The following is a 21,169-nucleotide window of genomic DNA, read 5'->3' on the forward strand; positions in this document are numbered from 1 at the left end:
AAGAGCCGGGGTTAGTGGAACTGGCTGGACTCCGTGGAACCGGCCAGGGCCAGGGTGCTGCCTTCGGGGTTCAGGGCGGTGGCAATGGCGTCGAAGTAACCGGTGCCGACCTCGCGCTGGTGCTTCGTGGCGGTGTAGCCGCGGGACTCGGAACCGAATTCCTTTTCCTGCAGTTCCACGTAGGCGCTCATGCCGCTGCGGGCGTAGCCGTGGGCCAGGTCAAACATGGAGTAGTTCAGTGCGTGGAAGCCGGCCAGGGTGATGAACTGGAACTTGAAGCCCATGGCACCGAGTTCGCGCTGGAACTTGGCGATGGTGTCATCGTCCAGGTGCTTCTTCCAGTTGAAGGACGGCGAGCAGTTGTAGGCCAGCATCTGGTCCGGGAACTCGGAGCGGACGGCTTCGGCGAACTTGCGGGCCATTTCCAGGTCCGGGGTGCCGGTTTCCATCCAGATCAGGTCCGAGTACGGTGCGTAGGCCTTTGCCCGGGCGATGCAGGGCTCAATGCCGTTGCGGACCTTGTAGAAGCCTTCCGCCGTGCGCTCGCCGGTGATGAATTCGGCGTCACGCTCGTCGACGTCGGAGGTGATCAGGGTGGCGGCCTCGGCATCGGTGCGGGCGATGACCACGGTGGGGGTGCCGGCGACGTCGGCCGCGAGGCGGGCGGCGTTCAGGGTGCGGATGTGCTGGCCGGTGGGGATCAGGACCTTGCCGCCCAGGTGGCCGCACTTCTTCTCCGAAGCGAGCTGGTCTTCCCAGTGCACGCCCGAGGCGCCGGAGGTGATCATGGCCTTCATCAGCTCGTAGGCGTTCAGCGGGCCGCCGAAGCCGGCCTCGGCGTCGGCCACGATGGGCACCAGGTAGTCATCCACGCTCTGGATGCCTTCGGCGAATTCAATCTGGTCGGCACGCAGCAGGGCGTTGTTGATACGGCGGACAACGGTGGGTACCGAGTTGGCCGGGTAGAGGGACTGGTCCGGGTAGGTGTGGCCGGAGTTGTTCGCATCGGCCGCCACCTGCCAGCCGGAGAGGTAGATGGCCTTCAGGCCGGCCTTGACCTGCTGCACAGCCTGGTTGCCGGTCAGGGCACCCAGCGCGTTGGTGTAGCCTTCATCGCCGGCGTTGCGGAGCTGGTCCCAGAGCTTCTCGGCACCGCGGCGTGCCAGCGTGTGCTCTTCCTGGACGCGGCCGCGCAGCTTGACGACGTCCTCAGCCGTGTAATCTCGGGTGATGCCTTCCCACCGGGGATCGGTGGCCCATTCCTGGGTGAGCTGTTCTGCCGTGGGGGCGATGTTCTGGTCCTGGCTCATTGCTTAGTCTCCTTGAATATTCCTCATTCGTTCCGGTCCGCTTCAAACCGGAATTTCCTGCTGTGAACTAAGCCTGTGCCAACAACAACCCCTCTTCTAGGGTTTTCCTCTGGAAAGAAATGCATTTCTTCGCGTATTGTGAAAAACGTGACGAGTACAACATGGAACCGCCCCAACCCTGCGCCCCGCAAGCCCGGATCCGGGGGCGCAAAGCAGGCAGACAGCGAACGCACCCTGGACGTGATCAGCCTCGGCCGGCGTGTGCGCCACCTGCGCAAGGCCAAGGGCATGACGCTCGATGACCTGGGCGCCGCCGTCGGCACCGTCGCCTCCCAGCTCTCCCTGATCGAGAACGGCAAGCGCGAACCCAAGCTGGGCATGATGCAGGCACTGGCCGCAGCACTGGACGTCAGCATCGATTCGCTGCTGGGCGCCGAACCGCCCAGCCGGCGCGCCGCCCTGGAAATCGAACTGGAACGCGCCCAGCGCGGCCCGCTCTATGCCTCCCTGGGGCTACCCAAGGTCCGCATCGGCTCACGGCTGCCCCTCGACGTCCTCGAATCCCTCGTCGGGCTGCAGGCCGAGCTGGAACGCCGGCTCAATGAGCAGGTGGCCACTCCCGAGGAGGCGCGCCGGGCCAACGGTGAGCTGCGGGCCATGATGCGCGAGCGGAACAACTACTTTCCCGAATACGAGGCCGAGGCGCAGAAGGTGCTCGATTCGGTGGGGCACACCTCCGGCCCGCTGTCCCAGCACGTGATTGCGGACATTGCCGCGCACCTGGGCTTCAGCCTGCACCACGTGAACGACCTGCCGCATTCCACCCGGTCCGTGACGGACCTGAAGAACCGGCGCATCTACCTCACCCAGTCCCAGCGCTCCGAGCATGATCCGCGCTCGGTGCTGCTGCAGGCGCTGGGCCATTTTGTGCTCCAGCACCAGACCCCCAGCAGCTACGGGGAGTTCCTCAGCCAGCGGGTGGCCACCAACTACTTTGCCGCGGCGCTGCTGCTGCCGGAGAAGGCCACGGTGGAGTTCCTCCAGCGGGCCAAGGCGGCCAAGGAAATAGCGGTGGAGGATATCCGGGACGCCTTCGCCGTGTCCTACGAAACCGCGGCACACCGGTTCACCAACCTCGCCACCGAGCATCTGGGCATTCCCACCCACTTCCAGAAGGTGCACGAGAGCGGGATTGTCTACAAGGCCTATGAGAACGACGGCGTGACGTTCCCCGCGGACCACACCGGCGCCATTGAGGGCCAGCCGATCTGCCGGTACTGGACCTCGCGGGAAGTCTTTTCCGTGCCCGACCAATTCAGTGCGTTCAACCAGTACACGGACACCCCGGCGGGCACGTATTGGTGCACGGCGCGGGTGGAACGGGGTTCGGCGGGGAAGTTCTCCGTGAGCATCGGGCTGCCGTACCAGCATGTGAAATGGTTCCGCGGCAGGGATACCCCGGAGCGGTCCAAATCCCGCTGCCCGGATCCGGACTGCTGCCGCACGCCGCCGGGGGAGCTGGCCTCGGAATGGTCCGGTTTCGCCTGGCCCAGCGCCCGGGCGCACTCGCATCTGCTGGCGGCGCTGCCACCCGGTGCGTTCCCGGGCGTGGATGAGACCGAGGTGTACTCCTTCCTGCAGTCCCACGCCGAGCAGTGACGGAGGCTTCAGCAACGGATTAGGGTAGGGCCATGCCCGAGATGCCCGAGGTGCAGGGACTCGTTGATTTCCTGCGGACCAAGCTGCTTCCCGCCGATGCGCCCCCGGCCGTCGTTGCCGACGTGGAGGTGCTCTCCTTCTCGGTGCTGAAAACCGCCGGGGTGCCGCTGGAAGAACTGCGCGGACAGCCGGTAACGGATGTGGAGCGGCAGGGGAAGTTCATCATCCTCTCGGCCGGCGGGGTGCATCTGGTGATGCACCTGGCCAAGGCGGGCTGGCTCCGCTGGTCCGATGCCCTCAAGCCGGGCCGGCTGCGGCCCGGGAAGGGGGCCATGGCGCTGCGGGTGCGGTTTGCGGCCGACGACGCCGGGAAGGAACCCGGGTTCGATCTCACCGAGGCGGGCACCCGGAAATCCCTGGCGGTGTACCTGGTGCGGAATCCGGAGGAAGTGCCCGGCATTGCACGGCTGGGACCGGAAGCGCTCGACGTCGGCTTTGATGACTTTGCCGCACTGCTCGCCGGTCACTCCGGCCAGATCAAGGGGCTGCTGCGGGACCAGTCGGTGATTGCCGGGATCGGCAATGCCTACAGCGATGAGATCCTGCATGCGGCGCGCCTGTCACCGTTTGCCAATGCCGCGAAGCTGGACGCCGACGACGCCGGGCGGCTGTTCGTGGCCATGCGCACCACCCTGGAGGAAGCGATCGCCACGGCCTCCGGACGCCCTGCGTCGGCCCTGAAGGACTCCAAGCGCGAGGCGCTGCGGGTCCATGCCCGCACCGGCGAACCCTGCCCGGTCTGCGGGGATACGGTGCGGGAAGTGTCCTTCGCGGACTCGTCCCTGCAGTACTGCCCCACTTGCCAGACCGGCGGCAAGATCCTGGCGGACCGGCGGATGTCCAAGCTGCAGAAGTAGCGGTGAACGGAGGGCGCTTACGGGGCCTGGATCGGCGGCAACGAAATTCCGTGCTCGCAGAGCTCGCGGGAATATTAAAGCCGCCTTCCTCCAGGCCCCGTCCGGCGTTGAGGGGTTTCCACGCAAGACAGCGGGCCCCGGATTGCTCCGGGGCCCGCTGTCTTGATGCCGCGATGGATCGGGTCGGGGTTATCCCCGCCCCGGCATCAGTGCCTAGCCGCGGCCGTGACCGCCGCCGTGGCCACCGCCGTGGCCGTGGCCATGGCCGCCCTTGCACTTCTGGGCGTCGTACTTGGCCTTGTAGCTGGCCTTTTCAGCCTTGCCCTTGCCGGTGAAGGTGTAGTTCACCGTGACTTCTCCGGCCTTGACGGAGGACTGCTTGGTCTTGATGGTCACGGACTTGCTCTTGCCCGGGGCCAGATTGTTGACCGTCACCGTGCCGTAGCTGGACTTGGCCTGCACATTGGCCTGGCGGGTGCCGGTGTTCTTGACCGTCACCACAATCTCGATACCCGAGCCGGAGCACTTGCTGACCGCGCTGACCGGGCTCGCCGGCGTCACCGGCGGAACCACCTTGGCCGGAACTTTGATGGGCAGGACTTCCGCCCGGTTCCCGTCACCGTTGGCGCCGCTAAGGTCGCCGGTGGCGTTGTGCAGGTGCAGGAACAGCGCCTTGGCATCGGTGGAGCCGGCGGCGCGGGTCACGTCGATCTTGCCGCCGTTGACGTCCGCAAACAGGGCGCTCGGCGTGGCACCGGTGAAGGTCAGCGCCGGGTTGGCGGCGTCGAACTCGATGTACTCGGTGGCATCAACGGGGACACTGTTGCCCTTCTCATCCACGTTGTACGGGCTCCACGTGGTGACGCGGTACCGGAGCGGCGCCGATGCGGCGTTCACATCCAGTCCCAGGGCCGCTGCAGAAACCGGCAGGGTGGCAACGTTGGAGTCGAACGTATTGGTATCCGTGTTTCCCTGGACACCGTTGGCGCCGGTCTGGTCCACCTGCTCGGCCGTACCGTCCGCGTTCAGGCGGTAGGTGGAGATGAGCGACAGGTCCAGATCAGCGGCACGCGAGGTGAAGGTGACAAAGTCCGGGACGGAGTCGCCGTTGGTGTCAATCTCCACATCGATCTCGTTGGAGCCGCCCAGGATGGGCCAGTTGGCCCAAGTGCTGACACCGAAGTTGACCACCGATTTCTGCACGTCCCCGCCTGCCGCCTTGATGGCCGGAAGGGTGGAGGAGGCTCCGACGGACTGCACGTCCATGGCGTACATGGAATCCATCTTTACCGACTCCAGGCGCGGGCTCTGCGCTCCGAGTACCAGGGGCGAAACCAGCGAGAGGTAGCGCGATGCCCCGGTTCCCTGGTTCAGGTCGCGTCCCTGCAGGGTGACGGTGCTCTTGAGTGCCTCGGAATCGGCGAACGCGATCTCCGCGCCCGCGCTCATATCCGACGTCGGCTTGGGTGCCGAATAGACCGGCACCCGAAGGGTGGGCGTGCCGGTTCCGGCAAACTGCACCCGACCGGAGACGTCCGCAAGGAACTGCCGGTTCATGCCCAGCTGCGTGGCATCCGCGGCCGGGTCAATGGTCTTGGCCAGTGCCGCGGGATCAGAGATGCTCAGCGTGACGTCCACGCTGGCCTTGCCGTTGGCGGGAACGCTGACCGAGGGGGTGGTGCTCACTGCAACACCGGGCATGGTGGAGGCCTGCAGGTAACTGACGTTGTAGGACACCGGCCTGTCCGACTTGTTCTCCACCGTGACCTGCTTGGTCAGTACCAGGGCTTCCTTGCCCAGTTCCAGCACACCGAAGTTCACGCTGGTCAGGGCGGGATCCTCGGTTGCGTAGGCCAGGACCTTGTTGTTCAGGGCATCCAGGGCGTCCACCCGGCCGGAGCCGACACGGTTGGGTCCGTGAACCGCGCCGCCCGCAGCGAGCAGGTCATGCGTGGCGGTGTTCATGATGGCGGTCTTGACCTCGTAGGGATTCAGATCCGTAGCGGCGTAGACCAGGGCGGCAATACCGGCCACATGCGGGGTGGCCATGGAGGTGCCGCTGCTGACGGAGGCTCCGTCGCCGGAGCCCACCGAAACTGAACCGATGGAGGAGCCGGGGGCTGCGACGTCGGGCTTCACCACGCCGTTGGAACCGTGCAGTCCGCGGGAGGAGAAGGAGCTGACGGTATCGCCGGCGCCGGAGGGACCGGACGTGGTGGCCTGGTAGGCCGGGGACAGGCGCAGCGTCAGGGTGCCTGCCGCGGCGGCCGGACGCAGCCGGTCAGAGGATGCGGCGTTCAGCTGGATGCCGGGGATGGTGGCGTTGCCGCCGATGCCGGCGTCAAAGACGGAGCGCGGGGAATCCAGGACCACACCGGTTGCACCGGCGGCCTGGGCATTGTTGAAGCGGACGCCGGAACCGCAGGGGAACGCGCCGTTTTCTTCCCACTGGATCCACACCCACTTGCCGGTCAGGGAGCCGGCCGGGAACGGGTTGCAGCCGAAGGCGTTGTCCGCCGGAGCCATCACCACGGTTCCGGTCAGCCGCTCTTGCGTCACGGCGGGATCGGAGTAATTGAAGTTGGAGGAGTACTGCCCGGCGGCGGTGCCGGCCAGATCCGCCGGAGCGAGGACGTCGGCGCGGTCCAGGGTGACCTGGGAACCGATGGTGCTGGCCACGGTCAGTGCGGACTTCGCATTGCCCGGGGAACCGCCAACGTCATAGACATCTCCGGCGTTGCCGGAGGCGACCACCGAAAGGATGCCCTGTTCGGTGAGCTTGTTGACAATGTCGTTTTCCGGATCATCCACCGGGGCGTAGTCAGACCCGAGGGACATGTTCACAACCTGTGCGCGGTCCGAGAAATCGCCGTCGCCGTTGGGATCCAGCACGTAGTCAAGTGCCTGGCCGACCACTTCGGAGGACCCGGAGCAGCCGAAGACGCGGATGCCCACCAACTGGGCCTTCGGTGCCGAACCGGGACCGATCCGCATGGAGTTGACCTGCTCCGTGGTCAGTTTGCTGTAGTCGCCGCGGAACGTGGTGCCGTCATTATTGGTACCGTAACCTGCCGCGGTGCCGGAGACGTGGCTGCCGTGGCCGCCGCAGTCCAGCGGGTTAAGGTCCGGCTTCGGGACCGGCTGGTAGGTGGGGGAATCGGGATCGGCGTCGTAGTCGTCGCCCACCAGGTCATAGCCGCCGATGAACTTCGCGGCATCGATCAAGCCGCTGTCCGCAGCGGGAATGGTGGGGGAGGCCTGCGCTGCCTGGTACGCCTCCACGGTGCCCGGGCCGCCGAAATCACTGTGCGTGTAGTCCACGCCGGTGTCCAGGACGGCAATGGTGATGCCTTCACCGGTCTGCTTGCGCTCCACCCAGGTGTTCAGCGCACGGGTGTCGATGTCGGCGCCCTTGTTGTCCACGGACTTGGGCACAATCTTGGTGATGCGGGCGACGTCGTCGCGGGCGGCGAGGGCACGGATGGCCTCGGCATCACCCACAATCGCGGTGCCCGGCAGGGTGTTGGTGGTGGTGTACAGCGTGCTGGCGTCGGCCTCGGCGGCTACGGATTCAGCCTGGGAGGCGATGTTGCTGCGGATTTCCTCGACCAGCGGTTTATTGACCACCGGATCGGCCTTGCCCTCCTTGACCTCTTCGGGCTGCGTCTGTTCAAAGGCGCCTTCGCCGGTGAACTGAACATAGACCGAGACCTGGCCGGAGGCATCCCGCAAGCTGGGGGACACCTTCTGGGCGGGGAACCTCTCCACCGAAATGCCTGAGGCAAGTCCGTCGCCGTTGGCAGTGGCCTCGGTGGCCTGGGCGGGTAGGCCCAGGGCCGCCGTGAGTGCGAATCCGGCGACTGCGGCAGTGAGAACCGCGCCGGGTTTGTGATGAATGGACAATCTCATTGCGCTCCTTGAACATTCCGCCGAGCGCTACCGGGCACGTCCAAGGACTGTGTTTCCGGCTGCTGACACACTGCGGCAGGTTTTCCGTTGTGCCCCCAACCCCCGTCGAGGAGTGTCAGCGTGCACGTGACGGCCCCCAAAACCAAGCCGTAGGGACACAATAGAGGAGCATTCCAATGCTGCAAAGGTTCGTATTAACCGGTGTGAATTAGTTGTGCGGCCCTTGTTTTCAAGAGGACGAAGCTGTATTTTTCCGCCCTTTCCATGAGTGTGGGGCATTATGGTCTTCACCGGCGAAATGCCATCCCTTTATGAAAGGCAAACACCCCGTTATGAGCACCACCGCCCCGACCGACTATAAGAGTGCGACAACCACGGGAAAGTCCTTTGTTGTCACCTGGCTGCTGGCGCTTTTCCTGGGTGGTTTGGGCATTGACCGTTTCTACCTGGGCAAGATCGGCACCGGCATCCTGAAGCTCCTGACGGGTGGCGGCTTCGGCATCTGGACACTGGTTGACCTGATCATCACCCTGACCGGTAACCAGAAGGACAAGCAGGGCCGGCCACTGGACGGCTACAACCAGAACAGGAAGACGGCGTGGATCGTTACCGCCGTTGTCTGGGTTCTCAACGTGATTATCTCGGTGGTGATGGTTTCCACCCTGACGGCGGTCATCGGAAATGCCATTGAGGAAAGCGAAGCGGCAGCCGAAGCCAACACCACGATGCCGGCCCCGACGTACTCCGCACCGGCCCAGGGTGCCCCCGCTGCTCCTGCCGTCCCGAAGAGTGATGACAAGGCCCAGGCCCTGAGCAGTGCCCAGTTCTTCAGCGACGACATGCACATGAGCAAGGCCGCCATTTATGACCAGCTTGGCTCGGAGTACGGCAAGTACACCCCGGAGACGGCGCAGTACGCCGTCGACAACATCACCGCGGACTACAAGACCAACGCCCTGGAATACGCGAAGATCCTCCAGGAAGAACTCTCCCTGCCCACCGAGGAACTGAGGGAACAGCTGGCGTCCACCTCCCAGTACGGTGCCAAGTTCACCCCCGAGGAAGCCGACTACGCCATTGAGAACCTGAAGTAGCCAGCCAACAGGCCGTATACGCAAAAGGGACCTCCTCTAACCGGGAGGTCCCTTTTGCGTATACGCGGGGTGAAGGCCCGGAGCTAGAGCGCGGGGCCCTGCCCGGCATTGCCCTGCCACAGGGCATCAAACGGAGCATTCGAGGACACCCGGTTGCGGATACCCTCGGTCACGAAGGCCTTGGCGGTCTTCGCTGCCTCCAGCGGTGTGGCGCCCTTGCCGAGTTCGGCGGTAATGGCGGCGGCCAGGGTGCAGCCGGCGCCGCTGACAGCGACATCGCCTACCTTGGGCGCGCGCAGCACCTCCATGGTTTCACCGTCGTAGAAGACGTCGACGGCGTCGTCGCCTTCCATCCGGACACCGCCCTTGGCCAGCACCACTGCACCGCTGGCCTCGTGGATGCGCCGGGCTGCTTCCTGCAGGTCCTCAACGGTCTCGATGGAATCCATGCCGGAAAGGGACATGGATTCGAAGTGGTTGGGGGTCACGAAGGTTGCCAGCGGAAGGATCTGGGCCTTGAGTGCCTTGTCCGTGTCCAGGGCTGCTCCGGGTTCCTGGCCCTTGCAGATGAGGACCGGATCCAGCACAAGGTTTTTCCAGTCCTGGGCCTGCAGCGCCTTGGCAACGACGTCGATGGTCGCCGGGGTGCCGAGCATGCCGATTTTGACGGTATCCAGGTCATAGGCCGTAGTAATGGCCTCAAGCTGGTCCGCGATGACCTGCGGATCCACCGGCACGAAGCGGTGGTTCCAGGAATCCTTCGGATCGAAGGACACAATGCAGGTCAAAGCCGTGATCCCGTAAACGCCCAGTTCCTGGAACGTCTTCAGATCGGCCTGGGCACCGGCGCCGCCGGTGGCCTCGGAACCGGCGATGGTCAGTGTGACGGCCGGAGCTGTGGCCGCGGAAGAGTGTGTGTTTGCAGACATGGGTCCATCTTCCACCCAAAACGGGAGAAGCTGCCACCCATCCGCTACGCGCTGTGACGCCGGGCCTGCCGCCACACGCCGTGACGGCGAGCAGCCTGCCGCCGCCGTCGTCGTCCGGTTAGGAATCCCGGCGGATGCCGCGCAGCAGCGAGACCACGTCCTCCACGATATTCCGGACCACCGGGAGCCGGGACAGGATGACGAGTTTGGCTATCAGCGGGGCCAGGCTCGCGGCGAGCCGGTGGGAACGGCGCTGTCCGGGGGTGTGGTCGTAGACCCAGAACAGGCTGATGCCCATGTGTACGAGCCAGAGCAGTTCAGGCAGGTCGTTGCGGATGGCCAGGGGCGGCTGAGGCCGGGCGCCGGTCACCGCCTGGCGGAACAGCGCAATGGACTTGCCGCGTCCCACGGCGGCATCGCCCTGGCGGTTGGGCGCCATGGCATCGCGCAGGAAGTGTGCACCGAAGGCGTGGTAGGGCTCCAGCGTGGTCAGCCAGGTGCTCAGGATGACGGCCAGGTTCTCGCCGAGGTTCTGCCCCTCCCGGATCAGCGGCAGCGCCAGCGAGCGGTGCTCGTCCTGCAGAGAGCGGTACAGCTCGTGGATGAGGTCATCCTTGGACCGGAAATAGTAGTAGGCGTTGCCTACGGAGACCCCCGCCTCCAGCGCGATGCTGCGCATGGTGGTCTTTTCGTAGCCCTGGCGGGTGAACAGGTGCAGCGCGGTGTCGATAAGGAGCCGGCGCGTCTGTTCGCTCTTGACGGTGACGGCCAAATGATGCTCCCTTATGCAGTATTTCCAGCGTTCAGTAGACCACAGTTTTGAACGTGTTCAAAAAGGGCTGCGGCTCTGTCGCTTCGCAACGGCGCGGACGCGATGCCGGACGTGGCAGAATGGATGCGGCCCTGCGGGGCTGCCCGGGGCAGCGGGCACAGTGCTAATACAGCCGGCGGAAGCCAGGCGAACCACTACCGAAACGGAATGCCATGAGTGCACAGCCACGGGCAGCTGCGAAAACCGCTGCTATTTACGCCTCCCGCGGGAGCTCCCAATATGACCTGATCCTCACGCTGATGTGCGTGGTGATTGTCATTTCCAATATCGGCGCCAGCAAGGGCGTGCACTTTGATCTTCCCGGCGGTTTGGAGATAGTCACCGACGGCGGTTTCTTCCTCTTTCCGCTCGCGTACATCCTCGGCGACGTGGTGTCCGAGGTCTACGGTTTCAAGGCCGCCCGCCGTGCGATTTTTACCGGGTTTGGCATGGCGCTGCTCGCCGTGGTCAGCTTCGCAGTCATCATTGCCCTGCCCGGTTTCGACGATGCCTACGGGCAGGAAAAGCAGGCCGCGCTGGAAGTGGCCCTGGGCCCGGTCTGGCAGATAGTGCTGGCCAGCCTGCTCGGGTTCCTCGCGGGACAGCTGCTGAACTCGCTGGTGCTGGTGCGGATGAAGGAACGGTTCCGGGAGAAAGCCCTGGCCGGGCGGCTGATGGCCTCCACCGGTGTGGGGGAGTTTGCGGACACCCTGATTTTCTGCGCCGTCGCGGCCCCGGTAATCGGGATTACCGACGCCGCCGGGTTCCTGAACTACGTCATCTTCGGTTTCCTTTACAAAACGCTGGTTGAGTTCCTGTTTGTGCCGGTCACCACCGCCGTCATCAAGGTCATCAAGCGGCGCGAACCCACCTATGCCGAGCCCGGACTGGAGCCGGCGGCCGGGCGGTAGGGCTCAGGGAGATATCCGGCCCGGGATGTGCAAGGGTGGGGGAACGCACGCGTTTAACTTCACCGATACGGCAGGAGCACAAAGCATGAGCACTGAAGAACCGGTTGCAAACCCCGGCGCCAAGGCAGCGGATGAAAACCTGGCCGGTACCCGGGATGAATTCAACGACGAGGTCACCAAGGCGTTGATCGAGGAGTCCCGCGAGGATTCCAGTCCCGGCGATACCGAGCGGGATTCCCAGTCCGCCCTCGAAGAGGACGAAAACACCCCGGCCAAGCCGGACAATTCATAACCGCCGGACCCCCGGTTTTTTCGAATAATCCATAGGAGGACGCAGTGCCCCAGGACAAAGATTTCGAACACAATGAGGCCAAGGCTGAGGAACAGCTGCAGATAGTCGATCCGCCGGTTCCCGGGCAGGACGAGGACGCAGAAGCCGGCCAGCAGCAGGCAGGCAATGCTGACGGTTCCCCGACGGGCGGCGAGGAAGACCCGGGCGCTGAACAGCAGAACCCGACGGATGAGCCCGACCAGCAGGAGAACGAGCCGCTGCCGCGGACCTGGAACTAGCCGCCGGAGTGAACCGGCGCCGGGTGCTGCAGCGGCAGGGGACCTACTTGCCGCTGTAGTACTTGCCCAGGACGTCGGCCTTGAAGTCGAAGAACGTGCCGTCCTCAATGGACAGCCGGGCATCATCCACAAGCTTCACCGTGAAGCGCTCATTGTGGATGGAAATCAGCGTGTGGGAGACCATCTCGTTGGCCTTGAACAGGTGCTGGATGTACGCCCGGGTGTAGTGGGTGCAGGTGTAGCAGTCGCAGCCGTCCACCAGCGGACCGAAGTCCTTCTTGTACTTGGCGTTGGAGAGGTTCTTGCGCCCGTAGGGGGTGTAGAACGCAGAGTTGCGGGCCACCCGGGTGGGCGAAACGCAGTCGAAGGTATCGGCGCCGTTCTCGATGGCCGTGAAGATGTCATCGGGTTCGGAAATACCGAGCAGGTGCCGGGGCTTGTTCTCCGGCAGCTCCTCGGTGCACCAGCGGACAATGGTGCCGAGGTTTTCCTTCTCGAAGGCGCCCCCGAGGCCGAAGCCGTCAAAGTCCATGGCGCCCAGATCCCGGGCAGCCTTGCGCCGCAGATCCGCGTACTGGGCGCCCTGCAGCACCCCGAACAGCGCCTGGTAGGGCTTCCCGACGCGTTCCTCGGTGAGCCGGGCGTGTTCAGCCAGGCAGCGCAGCGCCCACAGCCGCGTCCGTTCCAGGGACATTTCCTGGTAGCCGCGCGAGTTCATCAGAGTGGTCAGCTCATCAAAGGCGAACATGATGTCCGCACCGATCTTGTGCTGGACCTGCATCGAAATCTCGGGGCTGAAGCGGTGCCGATCACCGTTCAGGTGGGATTTGAACCAGACGCCGTCGTCGTCAATGTGGGCGAGGCGTTCCTTGCCGGGGGCGACGGCGTCGTCCGCACCGGTGGCATGGGTGGTGCCGTCGGCGTTCATGTTGATGACCTTCTTGAACCCCGCGCCCAGGCTCATGACCTGGAACCCGCCCGAATCGGTGAAGGTGGGTCCGGACCAGTTCATGAACTTGCCCAGCCCGCCGGCCTCGTCCAGGATGTCCGGACCCGGCTGCAGGTACAGGTGGTAGGCGTTGGCCAGCACGGCCTGGGCGCCCAGGTCCGCCACGGACTCCGGCAGCACGGCCTTCACAGTGGCCTTGGTTCCCACTGCGATAAACGCCGGTGTCTTGATCTCGCCGTGCGGGGTGGAGATGGTGCCGGTCCGGCCCTGGAAACCGCCTCCGTTCGCCTCTACGCGGGCATCGGCCGCTGCCGGGGCGGTTTCGCGCAGGCGCTTACCGAGGGTGAAGGAGAAGGCTGAGGAAGACACCCTTCCATTTTGCCCTACCCGCGGGGGCGCAGGTTCCGGTGGCAGGACGACGGCGGCGCGGCGCCCCCGGTGTCCAGCATGGCGGCACCGGTGTGCAGGTTGCGAGGTTGCCCACATTTATTCAGGCCGCCCCGGCTCCGGGGATAGGTTGGACAGGCGGATTTGAACGCCCGGGCGGCACCCGGAACGTCGGACCGCGACCGCACCCTCCGCCCGGTAAGAAAGGCCGTGTCTGCCCCTTGACGCATCTGCAGGAGATGTTCCGGATTGCTCCGGCCAACAATGATCACCACGCGGCGATCCGCTGCGCCGTCGGCATTGGCCTGCCGCTTCTCCTGGTGCTGTTCCTCGGACGCATCGACCTGGCCATCTTTGCAAGCTTCGGTGCCTTCACCGGGATCTACGGGCGGAACGAACCGCACCGCCAGCGCCTGGGCCATCAGGGCCGGGCCGGTGCCCTGATGCTGGTGGTGATCCTGGCGGCCGCACTGAGCGCCCGGCTGGACCTGGATGCCTGGGGCACCGTGGTGGGAACTACCCTCGTCGCCGGGCTGGGAACCGTGGTGACTGGATTCTGGCGGCTGCGGCCGGTGGGATCGCTGTTCCACATTTTCGCCTTTGCGGCCATTTCCTCCGTGCCCCACCAGCCGCCGGTCTGGCAGGGCATGCTCACCGCAGTGCTGACTGTGTCCTTCTCAATCCTGATCGGCCTGTCCGGGATGCTCGTGAAGAAGTACCGGACCGCCTGGGACAAGCCCCCACGGCAGCGGTTTTCCGCTGCCCAGCGGCGGAGCATCTATTTGGACGGACTGCAGTACACGGTGGCCGCTGCGCTGGCCGGCTCCGCTGCCACGCTGCTGGGGATCGGCCACAACTACTGGGCCATGGTCGCGGCCACCGTCCCGCTGGTGGGGCAGAGCGTCCGGCACCGGGTCTACCGCGGCCTGCAGCGCATCCTGGGCACGTTCGGCGGCCTGCTGCTGACGGCCCTGATCCTGCTGCCAGGGCTGGAACCCTGGCAGATGGTCCTGGTCATCGCGGCGTGCCAGTTCGGGGCGGAAATGTTCATCGCCCGCCAGTACGCCCTGGCCCAGGTGGTCGTGACGCCGCTGGCCCTGGTCAGCACCGAACTGGCCCATCCGAGCAACCCGGTGCAGCTGCTGCAGGACCGCGGCATCGAAACGGTGATCGGCGCCGCCGTCGGCATGGCCGTAGTGCTGACGATGCACCTGCGGCGGAAACAGTTGCACGCGAAGCAGCTGCCCGCGAAGCAGGCCGGCTGAACTAGCCCCGCACGGCAATCAGCTCGGTGCGGATCCGGCGCTCAAGCTCGGCGTCGGAAAGCGTCTGCGAACCGCCGTGGGCACGCAGGTACAACAGCGAGTTCAGGCGCAGGATGCGCCATTCGCGCTCACTGTCCGCGTTTCCTGCCTCGGCCGCCCGGTGGATCTCCCGGTCATACAGGTTCGGCTCGTTCAGCTGGCGCTGCAGCAGCTCGGCGGCCAGCTTGGCCTTCAGCGGATCCGTTTCTGAGGCGTCCGCCGCGCGGACCGCCTGGCTGTACGCGGCGGCACTCTCGTCGTCGCCGGCCTCATGGGTGATGTGCGCGGCCAGCGCCAGAGTGCCCTGGATCCAGTTCCAGCGCCCGAAGTTCCCGTCGAAGGGGAGCCCGGTAATGATGTTGCAGACCTTCAGGGCATTGTCCGCGTCGCCAAGGTCCACAAACAGGAGATGGGCAAGATCCCGCACGTCCTGCAGGTTGCTGCCGGACTTGACGTTCAGTCCCCGCTCCAGCCGGGAGGTAATCTCCTGGACGGCCGCATTCTCCGGATGGGCGGCCGCGGCGGCGGACAGGATCTCCGCCGCGTTGTCCTCTTCCGAGGGAATCTGTCGGACGGCGTCCGATGGCGAGCCCTCCGGTGCCGGAGCCAATACCCGCACCGACGAGGCATAGGCCAGGCGCACGGTTTCCCCGTCCTCAAGCTTCACGATCACCAGTGCCGGCGTGCCGAAGTCATCGTCTTCCAGGCTGGTTCCCGCCACGGGAGCCAGCGGTGCGGCGGCGCCGTCGCCCGGGACCAGCTTCTGCCCGGGGGAAAGCAGCTCCGCATTGACCCGGAATGTATACGATTCCGGCTGGCTCTCAGACATGGCGATTCCTTCGTGGTTGGACCTCGGCTCCCCAAAGCCACCATTATATAAAGCTTTGATTACGCCGCTCAGCGGCCCCATCCGGCCGAGGCGAGGGCCTGACGGAGCAGGTCGCCGCGGCCGCCGGAGAACTCGGCGTAGATTTCCGGGCTCAGGGCTTCCTCCGGGGTAAGCCATGAGAGTTCCAGGGCATCCTGGCGCGGGCTGCATTCACCGGTCACGGGAATCAGGTAGGCCAGGGCGACGGCGTGCTGGCGTTCGTCCGTCAGCCCGCTCTGCGAGGGGGAGGGGAAGAACTCGGCGACGGCGAACGGCACCAGGCCGGGCGGCAGCTGCGGCAGTGCAAGCGGCCCAAGGTCCTTTTCGAGGTGGCGCAGCAGGGCGCCCCGGATGGTCTCGCGGTACATCACCCGCCCGGACACGAAGGAACGCACCATCCGGCCCTCGGGCGTGGCCTGCAGCAGCAGGCCGACCTCCGTGACATAGCCCAGCGGGTCGCAGCGGACCGGCACTGCTTCCACGTAAACCATGGGGAGCCGCTGCCTGGCTTCATAGAGGTCTTCCTCGGAAAGCCAGCCTGGATAGGGATCAGGAGTACGAACGTTCATAGGAGTGTTCTACCCCAAAGCCCCCGCACCCGTCATACGGCACGCTGGGCTTCGGCCCTCGGCTGAACAGTTTAGGAACCGCTGCGAACGCTTCCCGCCCCCTCCTCCGGTGCCTAGACTGGGGCCATGACACGGGAGTTCCCGGAGCTCCTCCTGCCGGACGCGGGGGCATGGCGGCAGTGGCTGGAGCACAGCTATGCGCAGTCTTCCGGGGTGCGTCTGGTCCTGGGGCGCAAGGGCGGCAGCGTCACCAATCTGACCTACCGCACCGCCTTGGATGAGGCCCTGTGCTTTGGCTGGATTGACGGCCAGGCAAACAAGCGTGACGAGGATAGCTACCTGCAGCGCTTCCAACCCCGCGGTCCGCGCAGCATCTGGTCGCTGCGCAACGTTGGGCATATCGCCCGGCTCGAAGCCGAGGGCCGGATGCATCAGGCCGGCCGGGACGCAGTGCTCAGCGCCAAAGTGGACGGCCGCTGGGACGCGGCGTACGCCGGGTCTGCGTCGGCCGAAATCCCCGAGGACCTGCGCGCGGCCATTGCCCAGGTCCCCGAGGCGCAGGCCATGTACGACGTCCTGACGGCGCAGAACCGGTACGCCCTGTACTTCCGGCTGAAAACCCTCAAAACGCCCGCCGCCCGTGAACGCCGGATTGCCGCCTTTGTTCAGATGCTGAGTGAACAGCGTGCCCCCTATCCGCAGAAACGGATGCCCGAACCCTTGCCATCCGCTGACGGCCCGCGGGACGCTTAGGGTCCGACCAGGAGGTCCACTATGTGCCGGCTCTTTGGTATGCACGCAGGGAAAAGCCCCGTCCACGCGACGTTCTGGCTGCTGACGGCGCCGGATAGCCTGGCCCGGCAAAGCCGCAAGGAAGCGGACGGATTCGGGATCGGCACCTTTGCCCCGGATGGAACACCGCACATCGACAAAGCGCCGGTCGCCGCGTATGAGGACATGGAATACGCGCAGGAAGCACGTGAGCTGGAAAGCACCACTTTCCTTGCCCACGTCCGCTATGCCAGCACCGGGGGCAACACCGCGGCGAACACCCATCCGTTTGTGCAGGACAACAGGCTGCTGGCGCACAACGGGGTGGTGGAAGACCTGGACGTGCTGGATGACCGGCTGCGCCAGCTGGATGAGTATGACCTGGTCCGCGGCGACACTGACAGCGAACGCGTGTTTGCCCTCATCACGGCCGAGGCGCGGAACAACGGCGGAAACGTAGGGGCAGCCATCGGCACGGCTCTGACCTGGGTGGCGCAGAACCTGCGGCTGTATGCCGTCAACATCATCCTCACCACACCCACCGATGTCTGGGCCGTCCGCTACCCGGACACGCATCCGCTGTACGTCCTGCAGGAGGCGCCGGAAGGGCCCCACACTGACAAGCGCAGCGAGAGAATCTCCCTCCGCAGCGAGCAGATGGGTCAGGAGCGGCGGCCCGCGGTACTGCTGGCGACGGAAAAAATGGACGCGAATCCCAACTGGCGCCTGCTGGACGCAGGGGAACTGCTGCATGTGGACAGCAGCCTGCAGGTGGACCGGACGTTCCCGCTGCCGGACCATCCGCAGCACCTCATTACGCTGGCGGACCTGGACCCGGCGGCGGCCGCGTCACAGCATCCGCTGAAGGTCAGCTGAGCCGAAGGTCAGCTGAGCCGGGGCGGACGTTCCAGCCGGGCTAGTTGGCGTCCGTGCCCGCGCGGTGCACGCGCGCCGCGGCTTCCAGGATCATCCAGGCCTGCAACTGGGTGGAGAGCCCGACGGCGGATCCGCCCGGATAGGCAACCGCCGCCGGTTCCAGCGGCCGGATGCCGAACACCAGCCAGTCACCGCGTTTGCTCCGCCCCTCCCACAACGCCTGCGCGGTGGCATCCACCAACGCAGCTGCCGTCCGGCGGTCCGCTTCCGGCAGTGCGGGCGACACCGCTGCCTGTGCCAGATACCGCGCCAGAATTCCGGTGAAGAGCCCGCCGTCGCCGGTGCCGTGGGTCCGCATGACCCGCACGCCGCCGTCGTTATCGGTCAGGTGAGCCGCCACGCCGTTCACCAGCTGGGTTGCCCGGGACAGGTTGGCGCTGCCGCCAAGTTCCAGCAGGGCACCCAACACCGGGCCCTGGTTGTAGCTGAATACCCGGGATTCCAATTGCGGATGCCCGCCCACCATCTTCACCCCGTCCATGTACAGGCCGGTCTGGGGATCCATCAGGGTGGCGTTGAGCCAGTCCACCAGTTCCTGTGCGCGGTCCCGGGAGCCGTTCCGGACAAAGTGCAGGGCCGCCGGGCCGGTGGCCGGGGTGTTCTTGAAGGTGCGGTCCCGGTTCCAGTACAGCCCGCCGCCCAGTTCCGGCGTGTGTGCGGAGACCAGGGCGGCGTTCAGCGACTGCAGGATTTTCCGGTAGGAACGCTGCCGGTCCCGGAACCCGGAAAGCAGATTCAGCCGCCCCACCGCAAGGGCCAGCCACGCCATGTCGTCGTAGAAGCGGTTGGTATAACGCATCCGGTTGCGCAACCCGATGGTCCGGACCAGGGTGGCCGCCAGATCCGCGGCGGAAGGGACGCCGAGACCGCGGAAAGGTGTGCCGGTCCGGCGCTCGCGGAGGGCGGCGTCCAGGAGGGCGTCCACATAGTGCGCCTGCCACCAGTAATGCCAGGGCTGGCGCAGCTGCTGCAGGCGGGACGCCGGCCAGCTGGTGGCGGCGAGATGGGTTCCCGGCAGGCCGGCAAGCTGACGGCCAAATGCGGCGCTAACGGCAGCGCCGGCCGCCTCGGCACGGGCGTCGGCATCCATGTCCGGATCCTCGAAGAGCATGCGCCCACCCTAGTCCAGCCGCCGAGGATGCGGCACCGGCCCGCGCACAGTAGGCTCGAAACCTGCCGGTGTGATCTGCGCGACAGTTCCCCGGCGCCGGGGTAGGTGCCCCGTTCGGAATTCAGTACTTCAGGAGGAATGCATGGACATCGCAGGTGCGTCGGCAATAGTGACCGGGGGAGCGTCCGGGCTCGGCCGGGCTACGGCACGGAAACTTTACGACGCCGGCGCCTCCGTGGTGGTGGTTGACCTGCCCCAGTCCGGCGGCCTCGCCTACACGGAAGAACTGGGCGACAACGCGCACTTCGTTCCCGGCGACGTCACCGACCAGGACCAGATGCAGGCCGCCGTGGAGGCCGCCATGGCCGCAGGCCCGCTCCGGGCCGCCGTGAACTGCGCCGGCATCGCCACCCCCGGCAAGGTCCTGGGCCGCGACGGCGTGCTGCCCCTGGAGGACTTCGCCCGGGTCATCAGCGTGAACCTGATCGGCACGTTCAATGTCTCCCGGCTGGCGGCAGCAGCGATGGCCGAAACGGAACCGGTGACGGCCAACGGCACCGAGGAGCGCGGCATCATCATCAACACTGCGTCCGTGGCGGCCTTTGACGGCCAGATTGGCCAGCCCGCCTACGCGGCGTCCAAGGGCGGCGTTGCCGCGATGACCCTGCCCATGGCCCGGGAACTTGCCCGGCACCTGATCCGGGTGGTCACCATTGCGCCGGGAATCTTCGAGACACCCATGATGGCCGGACTGCCGCAGGCCGCCCAGGACTCGCTGGCTGCCCAGGTGCCGCACCCCTCCCGGCTCGGCCGGGCAACGGAGTACGCCTCCCTGGCCGCGCACATCATCGAGAACCAGATGCTCAACGGAGAAACCATCCGGCTGGACGGCGCCATCCGGATGGGACCGCGCTGAACCCGATGACGCATGCCCCGCAATTGAACCTGCCCGACGCTGATTTCTACGGTTTCGAAGCGCTGCTGAGCGAGACGGAACAGGAGAAACTGGCGCAACTGCGGCGGTTCCTCGCCGACGAAGTGCTGCCGTACGCGGATACCTGGTGGAACGAGGCCCGTTTCCCGGCGGAACTGCTGCCGAAACTGGCGGACCTGGGCCTGTCCACCCCCGTGCAGCAGGGCTACTCGCCGCTGTTCGCGGGGCTGGTGATCGCGGAGATCACCCGGGCGGACACTTCGATCGCCACGTTCTTTATGGTCCACCACGATCTGTTTGTGGAAGCCCTGCACGCCTTCGGCTCCGCGGAACAGAAAGCCAGGCTGCTCGACGACGCCCGCGCGCTGCGTATCACCGGCGCCTTCGCGCTGACCGAACCGGAGCACGGCTCGGACGTGGCAGGCGGGATGGCCACCACCGCCGTCCGCGACGGGGACAGCTGGATCCTCAACGGCACCAAACGCTGGATCGGCAACGGGACCTTCTGTGACTACATGGTGCTGTGGGCGAAGGAACCCGGAACCGGCCGGACCCGCGGGTTCCTGCTGGATGCCACCCTGCCCGGCGTCACCCGGACCCGGATCGAAAACAAGACCGCCCTGCGCACCGTGCAGAACGCGGACATTGTCCTCACGGATGTCCGCGTGCCCGAAGCGGACCTGCTCGCCGGGGTGGAAAGCTTCGATGACACCAAGCAGCTGTTGCGCGGTTCACGGATCATGGTGGGCTGGCAGGCCGTGGGCGCACAGATGGCGGCGTTCGACGTCGCCCGGGACTACGCCGTCGGGCGCCTGCAGTTCGGCCGTCCGCTCGCCTCCTTCCAGCTCATCCAGCAGCAGCTGGTCCAGATGCTGGGCAATACGGTGGCCAGCACCGGAATGCTGGCGCGCGTCACGGAACTGGAACACGGCGGCTACGCCGCACGCGGCGGTTCCCCCGGCGAGATGGCCCGGGCGGCACTGGCCAAGTCCTACGCCAGTGCCAGGATGCGGGAAACCGTGGCGATCGGCCGCAGCCTGCTGGGCGGAAACGGCATCGTCACCGACTACCGGATGGCCCGCATCTTCGCTGACGCGGAGGCGATCTATACCTACGAGGGCACCTATGAGATCAACAGCCTGATTGTCGGGCGGGACATTACCGGGGTTTCCGCGCTGCGGTAGTGCTGCTGCGCCTGGCGCCTGCGGGGGCTTGGACGCTTGCGGAGGC

At 65.9% G+C, this 21,169-nt stretch carries 19 protein-coding genes; 11 read left to right on the forward strand and 8 right to left on the reverse strand.

Annotation, left to right across the window (positions count from 1 at the left end; genetic code table 11):
• Positions 1-11: 11 nt before the first annotated feature.
• Positions 12-1,310 (reverse strand): isocitrate lyase, encoded by a 1,299-nt coding sequence (aceA, locus tag AC5RTS_RS08710; RefSeq protein WP_493991675.1) that lies wholly within the window; start codon positions 1,308-1,310, stop codon positions 12-14.
• 147 nt (positions 1,311-1,457) lie between these two features.
• On the opposite strand from aceA, the gene AC5RTS_RS08715 reads away from it, so the two are divergent.
• Both AC5RTS_RS08715 and AC5RTS_RS08720 read left to right on the forward strand, forming a co-directional pair.
• Positions 1,458-2,969: a helix-turn-helix domain-containing protein gene (locus tag AC5RTS_RS08715; protein WP_493991676.1), complete on the forward strand. Its 1,512-nt coding sequence runs from the start codon at positions 1,458-1,460 to the stop codon at positions 2,967-2,969.
• Between the two features lie 32 nt (positions 2,970-3,001).
• On the forward strand, positions 3,002-3,886 hold the full coding sequence (locus AC5RTS_RS08720) for an Fpg/Nei family DNA glycosylase (protein WP_493991677.1): 885 nt from the start codon (positions 3,002-3,004) through the stop codon (positions 3,884-3,886).
• Between the two features lie 213 nt (positions 3,887-4,099).
• On the opposite strand, the gene AC5RTS_RS08725 is transcribed toward AC5RTS_RS08720, so the two are convergent.
• The gene (locus AC5RTS_RS08725; RefSeq protein WP_493991678.1) at positions 4,100-7,795 is read right to left on the reverse strand and encodes a S8 family serine peptidase; all 3,696 of its coding nucleotides are present in this window, start codon (positions 7,793-7,795) and stop codon (positions 4,100-4,102) included.
• A 332-nt stretch (positions 7,796-8,127) separates the two neighbouring features.
• Here AC5RTS_RS08725 and AC5RTS_RS08730 point away from each other — a divergent pair, with 332 nt between their 5' ends.
• The gene (locus AC5RTS_RS08730; protein ID WP_493991679.1) at positions 8,128-8,889 is read left to right on the forward strand and encodes an Ltp family lipoprotein; all 762 of its coding nucleotides are present in this window, start codon (positions 8,128-8,130) and stop codon (positions 8,887-8,889) included.
• An 83-nt stretch (positions 8,890-8,972) separates the two neighbouring features.
• Here AC5RTS_RS08730 and thiD read toward each other — a convergent pair whose 3' ends face one another.
• Together thiD and AC5RTS_RS08740 are read right to left on the reverse strand one after the other, a co-directional pair.
• Positions 8,973-9,818: a bifunctional hydroxymethylpyrimidine kinase/phosphomethylpyrimidine kinase gene (gene thiD, locus AC5RTS_RS08735; protein ID WP_493991680.1), complete on the reverse strand. Its 846-nt coding sequence runs from the start codon at positions 9,816-9,818 to the stop codon at positions 8,973-8,975.
• A gap of 118 nt (positions 9,819-9,936) precedes the next feature.
• Positions 9,937-10,590 carry a TetR/AcrR family transcriptional regulator gene (locus AC5RTS_RS08740; RefSeq protein ID WP_493991681.1) on the reverse strand — a complete coding sequence of 218 codons (654 nt, stop codon included), beginning with the start codon at positions 10,588-10,590 and terminating at the stop codon, positions 9,937-9,939.
• Positions 10,591-10,802: 212 nt separating this feature from the next.
• Here AC5RTS_RS08740 and AC5RTS_RS08745 point away from each other — a divergent pair, with 212 nt between their 5' ends.
• The 3 genes from AC5RTS_RS08745 (at position 10,803) to AC5RTS_RS08755 (ending at position 12,110) form a co-directional block, all read left to right on the forward strand.
• A complete protein-coding gene (locus AC5RTS_RS08745) occupies positions 10,803-11,540 on the forward strand; it encodes a queuosine precursor transporter (protein WP_493991682.1) in 738 nt (245 codons plus the stop codon).
• Between the two features lie 85 nt (positions 11,541-11,625).
• Entirely contained in the window at positions 11,626-11,832 is a 207-nt protein-coding gene (locus AC5RTS_RS08750) for a hypothetical protein (RefSeq protein ID WP_493991683.1), read from the forward strand.
• A gap of 44 nt (positions 11,833-11,876) precedes the next feature.
• Positions 11,877-12,110, forward strand: a complete 234-nt coding sequence (locus tag AC5RTS_RS08755; RefSeq protein WP_493991684.1) for a hypothetical protein — start codon at positions 11,877-11,879, stop codon at positions 12,108-12,110.
• 43 nt (positions 12,111-12,153) lie between these two features.
• Here the strand turns inward: AC5RTS_RS08755 and tgt are convergent, their stop codons facing one another.
• A complete protein-coding gene (gene tgt / locus AC5RTS_RS08760; RefSeq protein ID WP_493991806.1) occupies positions 12,154-13,473 on the reverse strand; it encodes a tRNA guanosine(34) transglycosylase Tgt in 1,320 nt (439 codons plus the stop codon).
• A gap of 194 nt (positions 13,474-13,667) precedes the next feature.
• Here tgt and AC5RTS_RS08765 point away from each other — a divergent pair, with 194 nt between their 5' ends.
• On the forward strand, positions 13,668-14,711 hold the full coding sequence (locus tag AC5RTS_RS08765; RefSeq protein ID WP_493991685.1) for an FUSC family protein: 1,044 nt from the start codon (positions 13,668-13,670) through the stop codon (positions 14,709-14,711).
• Between the two features lies 1 nt (position 14,712).
• Here AC5RTS_RS08765 and AC5RTS_RS08770 read toward each other — a convergent pair whose 3' ends face one another.
• Positions 14,713-15,579 (reverse strand): DUF6707 family protein, encoded by an 867-nt coding sequence (locus AC5RTS_RS08770; RefSeq protein ID WP_493991686.1) that lies wholly within the window; start codon positions 15,577-15,579, stop codon positions 14,713-14,715.
• Between the two features lie 68 nt (positions 15,580-15,647).
• On the reverse strand, positions 15,648-16,187 hold the full coding sequence (locus AC5RTS_RS08775; protein WP_493991687.1) for an NUDIX hydrolase family protein: 540 nt from the start codon (positions 16,185-16,187) through the stop codon (positions 15,648-15,650).
• 126 nt (positions 16,188-16,313) lie between these two features.
• Here AC5RTS_RS08775 and AC5RTS_RS08780 point away from each other — a divergent pair, with 126 nt between their 5' ends.
• Positions 16,314-16,940, forward strand: coding sequence for a YdeI/OmpD-associated family protein (locus tag AC5RTS_RS08780; RefSeq protein WP_493991688.1), 627 nt, complete (start codon positions 16,314-16,316; stop codon positions 16,938-16,940).
• Positions 16,941-16,961: 21 nt separating this feature from the next.
• Entirely contained in the window at positions 16,962-17,834 is an 873-nt protein-coding gene (locus AC5RTS_RS08785; RefSeq protein WP_493991689.1) for a class II glutamine amidotransferase, read from the forward strand.
• 40 nt (positions 17,835-17,874) lie between these two features.
• On the opposite strand, the gene AC5RTS_RS08790 is transcribed toward AC5RTS_RS08785, so the two are convergent.
• Positions 17,875-19,005 (reverse strand): glycoside hydrolase family 76 protein, encoded by a 1,131-nt coding sequence (locus AC5RTS_RS08790; RefSeq protein ID WP_493991690.1) that lies wholly within the window; start codon positions 19,003-19,005, stop codon positions 17,875-17,877.
• Between the two features lie 142 nt (positions 19,006-19,147).
• Between AC5RTS_RS08790 and AC5RTS_RS08795 the strand changes: the two genes are divergently transcribed.
• Together AC5RTS_RS08795 and AC5RTS_RS08800 are read left to right on the forward strand one after the other, a co-directional pair.
• The gene (locus AC5RTS_RS08795; protein WP_493991691.1) at positions 19,148-19,921 is read left to right on the forward strand and encodes an SDR family NAD(P)-dependent oxidoreductase; all 774 of its coding nucleotides are present in this window, start codon (positions 19,148-19,150) and stop codon (positions 19,919-19,921) included.
• Positions 19,922-19,926: 5 nt separating this feature from the next.
• On the forward strand, positions 19,927-21,123 hold the full coding sequence (locus tag AC5RTS_RS08800; protein WP_493991692.1) for an acyl-CoA dehydrogenase family protein: 1,197 nt from the start codon (positions 19,927-19,929) through the stop codon (positions 21,121-21,123).
• Positions 21,124-21,169 lie beyond the last annotated feature (46 nt).

It is taken from the genome of Arthrobacter sp. MDT1-49-2, from assembly GCF_059090185.1.